Annotated in this window: 13 protein-coding genes; 4 read left to right on the top strand and 9 right to left on the bottom strand. The window is 42.3% G+C overall.

Features of this window, described 5'->3' with window-relative positions:
- Positions 1-123: 123 nt before the first annotated feature.
- The 3 genes from FIU95_RS04795 to FIU95_RS04805 all read right to left on the bottom strand — a co-directional run bounded on the left by FIU95_RS04795 (position 124) and on the right by FIU95_RS04805 (position 2,519).
- Positions 124-540, bottom strand: coding sequence for a DUF2846 domain-containing protein (locus tag FIU95_RS04795; RefSeq protein WP_152452012.1), 417 nt, complete (start codon positions 538-540; stop codon positions 124-126).
- Between the two features lie 113 nt (positions 541-653).
- Positions 654-887: a DUF5062 family protein gene (locus FIU95_RS04800; RefSeq protein WP_152452014.1), complete on the bottom strand. Its 234-nt coding sequence runs from the start codon at positions 885-887 to the stop codon at positions 654-656.
- Between the two features lie 810 nt (positions 888-1,697).
- Complete coding sequence (locus FIU95_RS04805) at positions 1,698-2,519, bottom strand: homocysteine S-methyltransferase family protein (protein WP_152452016.1); 822 nt, start codon at positions 2,517-2,519, stop codon at positions 1,698-1,700.
- A gap of 111 nt (positions 2,520-2,630) precedes the next feature.
- On the opposite strand from FIU95_RS04805, the gene FIU95_RS04810 reads away from it, so the two are divergent.
- Positions 2,631-3,578, top strand: a complete 948-nt coding sequence (locus FIU95_RS04810) for an IS30 family transposase (protein WP_152452018.1) — start codon at positions 2,631-2,633, stop codon at positions 3,576-3,578.
- A 440-nt stretch (positions 3,579-4,018) separates the two neighbouring features.
- On the opposite strand, the gene FIU95_RS04815 is transcribed toward FIU95_RS04810, so the two are convergent.
- The 5 genes from FIU95_RS04815 to FIU95_RS04835 all read right to left on the bottom strand — a co-directional run bounded on the left by FIU95_RS04815 (position 4,019) and on the right by FIU95_RS04835 (position 8,321).
- Entirely contained in the window at positions 4,019-4,501 is a 483-nt protein-coding gene (locus tag FIU95_RS04815; protein ID WP_152452020.1) for a YcxB family protein, read from the bottom strand.
- Between the two features lie 585 nt (positions 4,502-5,086).
- Positions 5,087-5,332: a VF530 family DNA-binding protein gene (locus FIU95_RS04820; protein ID WP_152452022.1), complete on the bottom strand. Its 246-nt coding sequence runs from the start codon at positions 5,330-5,332 to the stop codon at positions 5,087-5,089.
- A 732-nt stretch (positions 5,333-6,064) separates the two neighbouring features.
- Positions 6,065-6,280, bottom strand: coding sequence for a hypothetical protein (locus FIU95_RS04825; RefSeq protein ID WP_152452024.1), 216 nt, complete (start codon positions 6,278-6,280; stop codon positions 6,065-6,067).
- A gap of 332 nt (positions 6,281-6,612) precedes the next feature.
- A complete protein-coding gene (locus FIU95_RS04830) occupies positions 6,613-7,206 on the bottom strand; it encodes a hypothetical protein (protein WP_152452026.1) in 594 nt (197 codons plus the stop codon).
- Between the two features lie 881 nt (positions 7,207-8,087).
- Entirely contained in the window at positions 8,088-8,321 is a 234-nt protein-coding gene (locus tag FIU95_RS04835; protein ID WP_152452028.1) for a hypothetical protein, read from the bottom strand.
- 278 nt (positions 8,322-8,599) lie between these two features.
- On the opposite strand from FIU95_RS04835, the gene tnpA reads away from it, so the two are divergent.
- Positions 8,600-9,019 carry an IS200/IS605 family transposase gene (gene tnpA / locus FIU95_RS04840; protein WP_152452030.1) on the top strand — a complete coding sequence of 140 codons (420 nt, stop codon included), beginning with the start codon at positions 8,600-8,602 and terminating at the stop codon, positions 9,017-9,019.
- Positions 9,020-9,715: 696 nt separating this feature from the next.
- On the top strand, positions 9,716-9,829 hold the full coding sequence (locus FIU95_RS21660; protein WP_152456117.1) for a transposase: 114 nt from the start codon (positions 9,716-9,718) through the stop codon (positions 9,827-9,829).
- A 1,019-nt stretch (positions 9,830-10,848) separates the two neighbouring features.
- Here the strand turns inward: FIU95_RS21660 and FIU95_RS04850 are convergent.
- Positions 10,849-11,616, bottom strand: coding sequence for a thioesterase II family protein (locus tag FIU95_RS04850; protein WP_216646302.1), 768 nt, complete (start codon positions 11,614-11,616; stop codon positions 10,849-10,851).
- 739 nt (positions 11,617-12,355) lie between these two features.
- Here FIU95_RS04850 and FIU95_RS04855 point away from each other — a divergent pair.
- Positions 12,356-12,622, top strand: a complete 267-nt coding sequence (locus tag FIU95_RS04855) for a hypothetical protein (RefSeq protein ID WP_152452032.1) — start codon at positions 12,356-12,358, stop codon at positions 12,620-12,622.
- Positions 12,623-12,816: the final 194 nt, after the last annotated feature.

Consider the following 12,816-nt stretch of genomic DNA (forward strand, 5'->3'; position numbering starts at 1 on the left):
ACGATTTATCGGTTTATTGTGTTAACGATGTTTACCTAAGCTATAAACAAAGCGGGACATGGTTTAGTTTTTGTTATTGGTGAAAACGTAAGAATACAAGCGCTAACGGCTGTTAACCCATGGTTATGACTTTTTAAGCCCTTTTAGTATGGCTACCGAATGCTCCCTGGTCTTACGATAAAAGTCCTTTCTTCCTGAGACTGAAGCAAACCCTGTCGTTGCAAACATTGCGGTCATAACCTGACCATATTCGGAAAAATACAATTCGCCGGCTTCACTTGAAATATTTATGCGAAGGTCTTTGTCCAGCTCCCAAGCCCCTTTATCGAAAAGAGCGGTATGCATACCGGGCTCCAATTCTAACTCAAAGACCCCTCCATTCTTGAGGCAGCTAATTTCTTTTTGGTCGATAACCAAATCAGGGGAACTTCCAGATCCGTAAAATGATGCTTGGCGGAAAATATAGGCTATGGCCTTTTCATTTTTCGGCTCGTCAACCTGATCAAACGCTGGCCCAGTTGCGGTGCATCCTATCAGCATTACTGAAAAATAAGTAGAATGGTTTGCTTCATTGATACTCCTGAGTCATAACAGCCGCTACTATGAGTAGAAACTACCGGCTACCTGATTCAGTTGAAAACCCTATTAGAGCCTCATTGCTTTGAGGCCCAAATTGCCAACCTATGCATGATAGCCTTCTGTGATATTTTGTCTTCTTGAAGCGGTTGAATAACTTTATCGTGCACTAAAAGACGATAAATATATTCGAGCTTCTCGTGAGCTGAATCGGTAGCTTCGAATTCGACAACTCCTCGCTTGGTGCCATACGCAGTACCAAGTGCTATAGCCTTTTTCACTAACTCTTTTTCGTTTTTGAGTTTCTTCATTATCATGTCTCAAAGAGGTCGTCGATATTACGCACCTAACGTCCGCCTCAACTGCCTGAGGCTGCTGCCACCTTTTTTGCCAAAGTTTTGGCAAAAAAGGTGACAGTGGTCGGAGGTTAGATTGCAGATGCTTGGTATGCCCAGCATGGGCGTGAACTAATGAGGTGAAAGGCCCCAGTGGGAGGATCACCATTTAATTGGTTCCATTAAATGCTAACTATTGGCGAATGGCAACTGCAACACCGTGAGGTCTTGTGGGGAGGAAGCCGTTAGCAAATACGAGCTGACGAACAGAAACATCCTATAAGGCTTAGCCTGGAGGCGAGGTGGCCAAGGACACCGAAGCCATGTCATCTAACGGGTAGAGTCAATGATGCACTTGTGTAGTGAAAGTTCACACTCTTACCTGGGGAGGTCTGTTCAGCTTGTTGCTGTGAAGCTGTCAGCGTGGCCGTTGATTCATAAATGGCCCAGCCCGCTAGCCATCATCGCGGGGATAGATAAAAGTGGTGGGACATAACAGCGCCTCGGTCAGAAATGACCAAGGTGACTAAACAGAAGTCAGCCGACGGCATAGTAGCCTAATGCCAAGATGAATACCTTGGACATGGTGAAGGCCTGAACCTAAAGCCATGAGTTAAAAGGCAAAGCTAGCCTATCGATATGTTTCCAGGCCGATAAAGTTGAGGTAGCGCACTGCCATAACACTACCCTTGGGTAGAGGTTCATTACGGATAGGAAGGCGCCCATTGTGGACCCGCACGATGGGTGGTGTGGGGGTCGGTAGCTAGAAACTACTGGCTACCAAATTTAGATCTTTCCTATCAGATATTCTAGGTGCCTCTTATCTGTGCCACAACAACCACCTAAAACTTTAACCCCATAATTGGAATGTAAACTTATCATTGCACTACCCCATTCATGAATATCATCAACCTGTACACTACTTGCGAGCTCTAGTTCTTGGTGAGATAGCGATGAAGCATTTGCTTGAACACCAAGTAATCTACCACAAGGCACCTTATCTAACTTTATATATTTAGGGTGTACGCAGTTAATAAAGTAGCCAAGTGGTTTTTTTGATTCTAACAGCTCATCTATTTCAGAGATTGCTATATGAAGAGGAGTACCATCTAACAAATTACTTTGATCATCTAGTACAAAGCTAATAATAAAGGGCTTAGATTGCCTTGACATTAAAATAGCTAGACCTAGTGCTTCTGATAAGCTTGGTAGCGTAACGGCCATGAGATAATCAACATCTGTATTTGAAAACTCATTAACCTGCCAAGAATGAAAATATTTAGCTTCAGAAATAGAAAGGGATTGCTCAGGTCTATAACAGTCATTTTTACAGCCAATGAGACCGCCGACTCTAACATTATGATTAGTTTCAGGAATCAACGAACGAATAAATGCAATAGAATCTTGATTGATACATTCTGGAAATTCAGATGCTAATACACGTTCATAATTAGCTCTCCATGTTGGAGCTGCAATTAGTAAAGGAAGGCTAGCTTGAATAGCTAAGTCAATATATTCATTGTAGATCTTGGCCAAAGATGACCTGCCGATCGGGCTATAGATAAGATGAGCATTTATAAGATTTTCATCAAGACTGATCTCTGGCATCTCACGTAACCGCTCCCTAGATTCCCATAACAACCGACACACTTGGCGATAGCGAAGGAGGCCAGCTGGCTGTAGGCTAGTAAGCTTCCACACAAACAAGCCAGGAACCTCATGGGAACCCGTACCAGCCAGCTGACCTTGAAAGAACGATACCAGATTGAGGTCCTTAATGGGCAGAACTATTCAGCCCGAGCCATTGGACTACGCCTCAATAGATCCAATAAGACCATCTCTCGTGAGCTTGGTCGTTACAGCCCTTACTGTGCCGAGAGTGCCCACCGTCAGGCACTGCAACGACGGCACGGAGCTATTAAACATACCAAGCTCGACTTTGCCATGCAGGTACAAATCGACCACCAGCTAAAAAATGCAAGTCCTGAACAAATCGCTGGGCGAATGCGGCTTGAACGGTGTACGAAAACGGTTAGTTGTTCAACAATTTACCGCTGGGTCAGTCGACTTAACTGGAGGTCACGTCTGCCAAGGAAAGCCAAACCTTATCAGAAACGGGCAGGTTCCGAGGCAGGCGTAAAGCTTATTCCAGAGCGCATAGATATTGATCAAAGACCTGCGATTGTCGATGAAAACACTGAGATAGGTCACTGGGAAGGCGATACAGTTTATGGTCAAGATGGCTATCTGGTGACACTGGTTGAACGAGTTTCCAAATTATTGCTCACTCGCAGAGTCCCAAATAAGAGCAAGAAAACAGTGAGCCGGGCGATCAAGCAGATGTTGAAGCCATATCAGGCCATCTGCAAAACCATCACCTTCGATAATGGTGGAGAATTCGCAGGTCATCAATCGATTGCGCAGAAGCTAGGATGCAGAATATATTTTGCGAAACCTTACCACTCCTGGGAGCGTGGGCTGAACGAAAACACTAATGGTCTCTTGAGGCGCTTCTTCCCGAAAGGAGTGGAAATAGGCAAGATACCAAAAAGCCGTATTGATGATGCAGTGTTTCGAATCAATACTCGCCCCAGGAAGGTGTTAAATTACTTGAGCCCACTGGAATTTTTGGTGGGTAAACGTGTGTCACTTATGTTGGCAATCTAGGCTCAACTACCGCCGCCTCTGACAATATAAAATCTTGACTAAGTAAATCGTGCATAAAAGTCCCGGTTAAATACAATTAATACCGTGCTCAGCCTCAGCTTGCTGCGGGTGCATTGTCTAAAATAATAGGCGCGCAGCGACCGTGCAAAAGGTGCCCGCAGTAAGCTGAGGACTGCAGCGCATTGTTAGTTTTTTTCGCCTACTTAACCAAGCAGCACCCACTATAGAAAGTAAAAGCCACCCTGACATTACGATATTGAAATTACGCTGCTGATCTGCTTCAGAATTGTAGAGCCTGAAATCTGCCAGGCTCAAGCCCCATCCAGCTAAATACACTAAGAAGAAATAAGAAGCCTCCCTCTGTAGAGTTGTCGCGTTTGGGCAACTTGTTATGTATTGTATTAGCTGCATTGTAGGCACGATTTTAATTTTTATTTAAATCAATGTTTACCCCTAATCTTGGTAACTATCTCATTAATTAATTCAGCAGGTAATAACGATTTAGACAAGTACTGCTGCCCTCCAGATTTAGCCACCAAAATAAGCCCTAAATCAGTTTCAATAATATGCTCGATATCTGCCCACGACAGAGCTGTTATCGTATAAGGATTCTGTGTCTGGATTCCATCCTTATCTATGGTTAATTTCACTTCACTACCGGCACTTCTCCCAAGCATCTGCCGTGCTAACCACCAAGCTCGTCGAAATCGAATATGAATCAGTTCCAGTACGCCTAATGCAATTAAGGTGTAACTTGCGATCTTAGGTTGCTCAGTAAATAACAGCAATCCCGCACCAGTAGATAATAATAATGTAGGAAGAAGATAACTGGGTTTGACATTTTTCCCATAGGGTAGAGACTGATCATAGCATTCGGCAAGGTAATCTCTAGATAAGGTAAATTGAGTATTAAAAGGCTGCATAAAAACAACTTATTGTGTCTGGTAAATTTGTTCACTTGCCTAAATTTGGCACGCCCAGCATGGGTGTGGACTAATGGGGTAAAAGTCCTCTGTAGGAAGATCACCGATTAATGGGTTCCATTAAATGCTAACTATCAGCGAATGGCAACTGCAACACCGTGAGGTCTTGTGGGGAGGAAGCGGCTAGTAAAGCTATGAGCTGGCGAACAGAAACATCCTATAAGGCTTAACCTGGAGGCGAGGGGCCAAGGGCACCGAACCCGGGTGATCTAATAGGTAGAGTCAATGGTGCAGCTGTGCAGTGAAAGGTCACGTTCTTACTCTGGGTAGATCAGTTTAACTTGCTGCTGTGAGGCTGCCAGCGTGGCCGCTGGCTCAGAAGTAGCGCACTGCCATGATACTCTACTCAGATGAAGAGCTGCTCGACACTATCGTTGGGTAGGGATTCAACGGATAGGGAACCGGCCATTGCGGATTGGCACGATGGGTGGTGTGGGGGCCGGTAGCTAGAAACTACCGGCTACCCGATTTATGCGCCTGTCCCAGCTTAATCACAGCGACATCTATGTGGCTACCAAATAGTGATTATTTACGATTAGCCCACGGAGATTTATTTTCAAAAGTTGAGATATACAGATTCTCGACTTTATCTCGCGCCCACTGGGTTTTGCGTAAAAACTTGAGCGAAGACTTAATTGTTGGATCGCTCTTAAAGCAATTGATATTAATCCTATCTGCCAAACCATCCCAGCCATAATGCTCCTGCAAACGTGTAACAACTTTCTCAAGAGTAATACCATGTAGCGGATTATTTGGTTGTTCTTTACTCATTCTTCAATCAATACTCTATGTTTAATGCCGCGAGCATGGGCGTGAACTAATAGGGATGAAAGTTCCCTGTAGGAAGATCACCGTTTAATGGGTTCCATTAAATGCTAACTACTAGCGAATGGCAACTGTAAGATCGCGAGGTCTTGTGGGGAGGAAGCCGCTAGCAAAATATGAGCTGACGAACAGAGCATCCTATAAGGCTTAACCTGGAGGTGAGGTGGCCAGGGGCACTGAAGCTGGGTGATCTAACGGGTAGAGTCAATGATGCAGTTAGGTAGCGAAAGTTCACGTTCTTATCTGGGGAGATCAGTTTAGCTTGTGCTGTGAAGCTGTCAGCGTGACCGCTGACTCATTAGTAGGCTTAATCCGCTAGCCATCATCGCGGGGATAGATGAAAGAGGTGAGACACAGCAGGGCCTAGGTCAGTGATGAGCAAGGTGATCAAACAGAGGTTAGCCGACGGCATAGTAGCCTAATGCCAAGATGAATAGCTTGGACAGGGTGAAGGCCTGAACCCAAACTCCATAAGTTAAAAGACAGGGCTAGCCTACCGATATGTTATCCAGTCGGATAAAGTTGTGGTAGCTCACTGCCATGACACTCAACTCAAAAGAAGAGCTCCTCGATACTATCGTTAGGTAGACATTTAATTCGGGTAGGGAATCGCCCACTGCGGACCCGTACGATAGGTGGTGAGGAGGGCTGGTAACTAGATACTGCCCGCTGCCTGATTTAATTGCTTGGTGTGATATCGGATTTCTTACCGCCAGCAATATATGTTTCTATGTAATTTTCAATTGTACTGGAGGGGAAAGAATAAACCATCACATTAAGAAGACCATAAATCTCAGTATCTTTTATAGATGTAGATTCTACATTCAGAGTGGTCTGAATATTATTGTAGGTGTCCATGTTTTGAATAATATATTTTTCACCCCATTGATACATTTTCTTCCTCTCCGCGCCTTGAAAATCCAAGGAGAAGAGTAATCATTTTTGCTTGGTCTGCCGAGCACCCTGACTGGATAAGGACTACTGAGATTTCTATACCTCGCTTTAGGCCTCTATGCTCACCAGTAAGATAAGCAGTTACAACTAGACAAAAAACTACCAAACTTCTAATAAAGTTTGTATATGGCATAATTTCTCTTTTGGTAATTAATACTGTGCTTAGATGAGGACAAATATGGGTGATTTATGCGCAATAATGGGAGCACAACGATCACACGTAGCGTGCACAAAATTGGCTTTCGGCCTGAAGTGCATTGTTAGCAGCTTCTTCATGAACCACCCCAAAGCAATAGCCCAACAATCGGTAAAATCGATGCGAATAGAGCAAGAAAGGGTGCAGATTTCTTCTTTGATGTCTCGATAAGATAGAGCGCAATCTCCGATGAAAATAGACCGGTTATTAACATTGAGTTGAAGCAAATCATTAATAGTGCAAGTGCGGTACCATGTACAGACCAGTTGAAAGCAGAATGTATAATAGAAACAATTGATAAGCCCAACGTAAACGCAACAATTGAACTTGTTACCTGCTTCAGTCTTAGCTTTAGATGTGCCGCTGAATCATGAAATATATTACATCGAAATTCCAAACGAGATATACAAACCGCAGCAGAGCCTAAAATCAAAACACCAAACAGCATTAAGCCATAGGCCTGAAAAGAAACGAAGTCTGAAAATAGCGCATTAGCCCAAGATTCTTCAGATGCGATTCCTGCTCTTCTAGCGGGGGCATAAATTATCATAAAAATTCCAACAAGCGCCCCAGATAGCGAGAAAAATGGTAGATCCTTTTTAAGCTCACTTAAGAACTCGCTATATGCTTCTTTCAAAATCTCATTCATTACTCTTTTGACTCCTTTCATCAGCTAGCATCCACAACATCGGCGGAGCGTCAGCGACGTCCAGCGGAACGAGGTGGAGCAATTGTGCTTGTACTTGGTACGCCCAGTATGGGCGTGTACTAGTGGGGTGAATGCCCCCTGTAGGAAGATCACCATTTAATGAATTTCATTAAATGCTAACTACAAGCGAATGGCAAGTGTAATACCGTGAGGTATTGTGGGGAGGAAGCTGCTAGTAAAGCTATGAGCCGATGGGCAGAAACATCATACAAGGCTTAGCCTGGAGGCGAGGTGGCCAAGGGCACCGAAGCGGGTTGATCTAACAGGTAGAGTCAATGATGCAGTTGTGTAGTGAAAGTTCACCTTCTTATCTGGGGAGGTCTATTTAGCTTGCTGCTGTGAAGCTGTCAGCATGGTCGCTGACTCATAAGTAGGCCCAGCCCGCTAGCCACCATCGCGGAGATAGAGAAAAAGTGGTGGGACACAGCTGCGCCTCGGTCAGTATTGATCAAGGTTATTAAGCAGTAGTCAGCCGACGGCATAGTAGCCAAATGTCAAGACTAATACCTTGGAAAGGGTGAAAACCTGAATCTAACTCCATGATTTAAAAGATAGGGCAAGTCTACCAATAGGTTTTCAGTTGGATAAAGTTGAGGTAGCGCTCTGCGACGGCACTTAACTTAAATGAAGAGCTGCTCGACACTATTGTTGGGTAGAGATTTATTGCGGGTAGGGAACCGCCCAATGCGGACCCACTCGATGGGTGGTGTAGTCGTCGGTAGCTAGAAACTACCTATATGACTGTAAGCATCATTTGATAAAATTTATGATCCTCGCTTTCTATGGCAAACTCCAGGCGACCATAAAGTCTATATGCTGCACTACGTTTAAATACTCGTAGATCAATGAAATCTAGTGTTTTTGCCTGCAAGCTCGATTACCTTAGAGATAATTAAAGTGCCTAACCGTTTGTTCTGTTGAGTAGATATAACTTGAATATCTCGCAGTTGACAGCGATTGTTTTCAAATGAGAGTCGAATAGCTCCAAAAACTTCATCAGCGCTCACTACATCATAGTTCTCAAAATTTTCAATTGCACTGCGCACATCTGATAAAATCCATTCAACGCCATACATGCCATAGTGCTCCTGTATGTTGGTAAGAGTAAGTCTTGCAGATTTATTCAAGTCTTGGATTTTAATAAATTGTGTGATTGGTCAAATCATAATGTCTAAACAACGACGAGGCGACAGCTGTGTCTGAATGGTTTGACTTATTAGAATTGAAGTAGTCAGTAATTAACATACAGGTAAACCATCGACTCTGGCGGTGAGACTTGACAAGGCTCAGCTGTTCCGGCGTGCAGAGTAAAAATATGGCCTCCATGAACCGGCAAGTTCTAGAATGAGGCCATATGCGAGATTGGCAGTGCCAAGCTCACGTAAAACATTATTGCAGGTACCACGTGGTATTTGTGCCCAAGTATCGAAAGAAAGTGTTATTTGGGACATTGAGACGGGAGATTGGAGCAATATTCCGAGATATATGTTGTCAAAAGGGTGTTGAGTTGATCGAGGGGTACGCAATGAGGGATCACATTCATACGCTATTAATGATTCCTACGAAGTTTAGTGTTTCTAATACGGTTGGGTTTCTGAAAGGGAAATCTGCGATCCAGATATTTCAGAAGTACAAGAATGTACAGAGAAATTTCACAGGAAGACACTTTTGGGCTCGGGGTTACTGCGAGAGTACAGTGGGGCTTGATGATCAGATGATTAGAGAGTACATCAAGAATCAAGAGGTCGAAGAACGCCGGCAAGATCTGATGTAACTTGCGGGGTTATAACTAGCCCCTCTGGGGGCTTTCATCATACCACTCGCTATGCGGGTGGTTGCTGATTGAGCTTCCACTTCTTTCCTACAAATCTCAATTACTTTATCGCCCATCTTGTCAATGAATGAAGATTTAAATATGCATTGAATAAAACACCTCTTTCACCAGAACTTAAAGACATATTTTGTAGCGAAGACCTAATAGATTACTTAAATCTTGATCTTGGAGCTCTACAACTTCTTTTTGAATTTGATGATTTAATTTGTTATTCCAGACAAGATTAGCTATGACAGGGTAGGCTTTAAGATTCTCCTCATGATTCTACCATCCCTCAGCTTGAATAGTATAATTCTTTGAAGTGGATACTTCGCAAGTACTAAGAAAAAGAAAGGTTATTAATAAAATAGTCCTCATTTGAAACTCCTTACTTCTAATGCCTAAAGCACCTGTGTTAAAACCAGGGCAAAACGGTGGTTTTGATGTTGGATGCCTTTATTTGATACGTCAAGCATTTCGAGACTATCGTTGGGTAATACGGATTGGGAACCGCCCATTGCGGCCCCGCATAATGGGTGATTCAGAACCGGTAGCTAGAGGCTGTTTCATAACTTGAAATCGGTTTTTTTCACGCAATTACATAGCAAAAAATCCAGCAATACTGAGCCGATTGAAGTCAGAATTAACCAATGATCAATTGACAATCGAGACTGTTTTGAAGGCATCCTGTGGGTTATACGTTCTGGAGCGCGAAGGAAAGATCTTCCTTCACACTATCCATCACCGAGTACATACTGGAGAAGGCTTTAGTTTTAGGAAGAGCAAGGAGCTTGGTTACAGGTATGGAGTAGGTTCCTGGAGCTGTTGGATCAACAGTCTTTGCTTAACTGGGAGGAGGTCTTTTCTGATGGCAACTTTGAACCACCAAAAAAGGGGGCTTCGAAATCGGGAAAACTAAGCGGGGCAAGGGTTCAAAGTGGATGGTGGTGGACGATGGCGAAGATACTCCACTAGGAGGCACCATTACTTCGGCCTCACCAGCAGAACTAAAGTTATTACATCCATTATTTGATGTTACGTATAAAAATACAAAGATTCATCGCTTAGTTTATGATAAAACGGCGAACTCTGATCTACTTCGAGATAGTTTGTAGGGTCGTGGAATCGACCTTATCTGTCCAAATAGGAGAAATAGCAAAAAAACTCAAGGCAGGATGGTAAAAAGCTCAGAAGGTATACTCGCCGTTGGAAAGTTGAGCGGTCTTTTGCGTGGCTGGTAAATTACCGCCATTTTGTTGTTAGAGAGGAACGATATTCGTTCAATTATCGCGCTTTTTCTATATTGCATGCATGTTAATTACATTAAAGAAGTTATGAAATAGCTTCTAGTATAACCTCTTCAAAATCAATACCAATGTACTCATACTGCTTCTCTCTAGCAACTACACAAATTACTCTTGAGGATGTATGTATGATAGAAACAATGAATCCATTTGGCCAAACAGGAGCTCTATATTAACCTATGGAAATGCTCGACAATCCGTTATAGTCGGGGCAGAAAATAGAATGACTTTTGAACACCAAAACGTACTGCTAGAAATTCCGCTTGACATTTTTCTACTGCTGTTTTGATTTTTTTGAGAAATAGATATTTAATTCTGAAAACAGTTTAGGCTTGTAATTCGAAGCATTGAAATCGCATGCAATCATATGAACTGAGCAAGTACTATTGCCCCAATATTGGGTGTCACATACGAAATCATTTTTCGGCTTTGGGTTATTGTTTGATAAAACAGGCTTTGTATCATCCAGGTTCCTTTCGTTTTATTCTAAGCTGATTTATTTTTTTGTAAGTATTTAACTTTATCTATGATTAATGAGACCTGTTTAACAACCTCACTGCTATATTCGTTAATAAAAAAGTGATCTCCTGGTAGTTGAATTATTTTGAAGTGGTTACTGGTTAACTCGCCCCATGCTGCTAGCTCTTTTTTTCCTATATCTGTATCTTTTTTTCCATGTAAGACAGATATAGGAAATGGCATTTGAACTCGTTTTGCTTGGTAGTTATCAGCTATTTTGAAATCTGCTCGCAATAATGGAGTGAACAACTCCATTAATTCTTTATGTGCGAGTATTTCTTTAGGGGTACCATTTAATTTTTCTAATTCTCTAATAAACGACTCTTTAGGGAGGTTGTATATAAGTTTATTCCTATTTTTTGAGTGAGGAGCTCTTGATCCAGAAGCAATAAAGTATTCAGGCAAAGGCATTCGAAGAGACATTAACTTACAAGATAGTTCGTAAGCAACTCTGCTACCTAAACTATGACCAAATAAAATGTAAGGAATATTGGTAATATGTTGTGCATAGTTCATTAACTCATCGACAAGACTACTAATATGCTCATGAGGTTTCTCTGCTATTCGAGCCCCTCTTCCTGGTGGTTGTATTAAAACGACCTCTATATCACTATAAAATTTGTCCACCCAAGAAATATAAGTGCTTGCTGAACCTCCAGCAAAGGGAAAACAGAACAAACGAATTTTGGGGTTTTTTATTGGTTTTGGAACTATAAATAATTTGCTATTAATCAACTTGCGCTCCGGATAAATTATTTTGATAATTTTGAATTTTCATAAATTAACTGAAAATTAACTTGTTGACAACGTTTTAGATGCATGTATGATCATCAAAGAATCTTGGTTTCGGATAATAAATGTAATTGGTAAGAGGGACTCAGCTGATAGATTCGGCAACCCTCCCAGCCAAGAGAAAGGCACTGATGAGCTAGTGTCAACTAAGCGAGAACGAACGTACCAAATTTACAGTCTAAGAAGAGCTGGACACTCTCAGAAAGCAATAGAAAAGTTTTTAGAGAGGTACCCTTAGGCGATCAGCCGAGAGTTGCGACTCAATATAGGGTTGCGAGGATGTCGCCCAGTATAGCCATAAGCATGAGGAGCTAAGACGCCAGCAAGCGCATAAGATACAGAAAGTGACTAATAGCGAGTGGCAACAAATCGACATCCTAACTCAGAAAGAATTAAGCCCTCAGCAGACTGTATGCTAATTAAGAAGACATACGAGTGGATCGTTAAATCATGAGGCGATCTACCAATTCATTTATTTAGATTAGAAAAATGGTGGGGACCTATACAAACAACTTAGGATTGCATCAAAGCTCTATCGCAGGTGCTGCTATAAATATGATCGACGTGGAAAGATCAAAAGTAGAATGAGCATAGATGATCGGCCTTTGTTGTGGACCGGATGAATCGGGTCGGAGACTGGGAGGGTGATACCGTTAGAGGAAAGTGACGTGGAAGAATTTTATTGACCATGGTTGAATGCAGGATATTATTTACTGGTATTATTAGATTGATAGGTAAGCGATCAGACTTGTTGGCTGAAGCAGCGGTTAGTCATATGGTGAGCTTCAAAGATGAAATCAAAAAAATTATCTTCGCCAATGATCTTGAATTCACTAGCCATGAAACGATTGTACAAGGCTTGGAGGCTGATATTTATTTTACTCACCCATACTCATCCTGGGAGAGAGGGATCAATGAAGATACTAACTGCCTAATTCGAAAGTATTAACAAAAGGATACCGACTTTAATAAGGTAACAGTCGAGCAGGTTCAATTTGTAATCGATCGCTTGAATAGTAGATCAAGAGCGAGTTGGGCTGGAAAATCACCAAGTAAATTATTTATAGAGATGTAAGATGATCTGCTTGCAGTATAAAAGGATTTCAGTTATTACTTGAAACCAAGCATCTCATTTATGCCATA

Origin of the sequence: Microbulbifer sp. THAF38 (assembly GCF_009363535.1) — a bacterium.
Classification (GTDB): Bacteria; Pseudomonadota; Gammaproteobacteria; order Pseudomonadales; family Cellvibrionaceae; genus Microbulbifer.

Bases quoted from the DNA above. Each gene is read 5' to 3' on its own strand.
- FIU95_RS04800 (WP_152452014.1), bottom strand. From the start codon at position 887: ATGAAGAAACTCAAAAACGAAAAAGAGTTAGTGAAAAAGGCTATAGCA.
- FIU95_RS04830 (WP_152452026.1), bottom strand. From the start codon at position 7,206: ATGAAAGGAGTCAAAAGAGTAATGAATGAGATTTTGAAAGAAGCATAT.
- FIU95_RS04815 (WP_152452020.1), bottom strand. From the start codon at position 4,501: ATGCAGCCTTTTAATACTCAATTTACCTTATCTAGAGATTACCTTGCC.
- FIU95_RS04835 (WP_152452028.1), bottom strand. From the start codon at position 8,321: ATGTATGGCGTTGAATGGATTTTATCAGATGTGCGCAGTGCAATTGAA.
- FIU95_RS04795 (WP_152452012.1), bottom strand. From the start codon at position 540: ATGCTGATAGGATGCACCGCAACTGGGCCAGCGTTTGATCAGGTTGAC.
- FIU95_RS04805 (WP_152452016.1), bottom strand. From the start codon at position 2,519: ATGCCAGAGATCAGTCTTGATGAAAATCTTATAAATGCTCATCTTATC.
- FIU95_RS04810 (WP_152452018.1), top strand. From the start codon at position 2,631: ATGGGAACCCGTACCAGCCAGCTGACCTTGAAAGAACGATACCAGATT.
- FIU95_RS04820 (WP_152452022.1), bottom strand. From the start codon at position 5,332: ATGAGTAAAGAACAACCAAATAATCCGCTACATGGTATTACTCTTGAG.
- tnpA (WP_152452030.1), top strand. From the start codon at position 8,600: ATGCGAGATTGGCAGTGCCAAGCTCACGTAAAACATTATTGCAGGTAC.
- FIU95_RS04825 (WP_152452024.1), bottom strand. From the start codon at position 6,280: ATGTATCAATGGGGTGAAAAATATATTATTCAAAACATGGACACCTAC.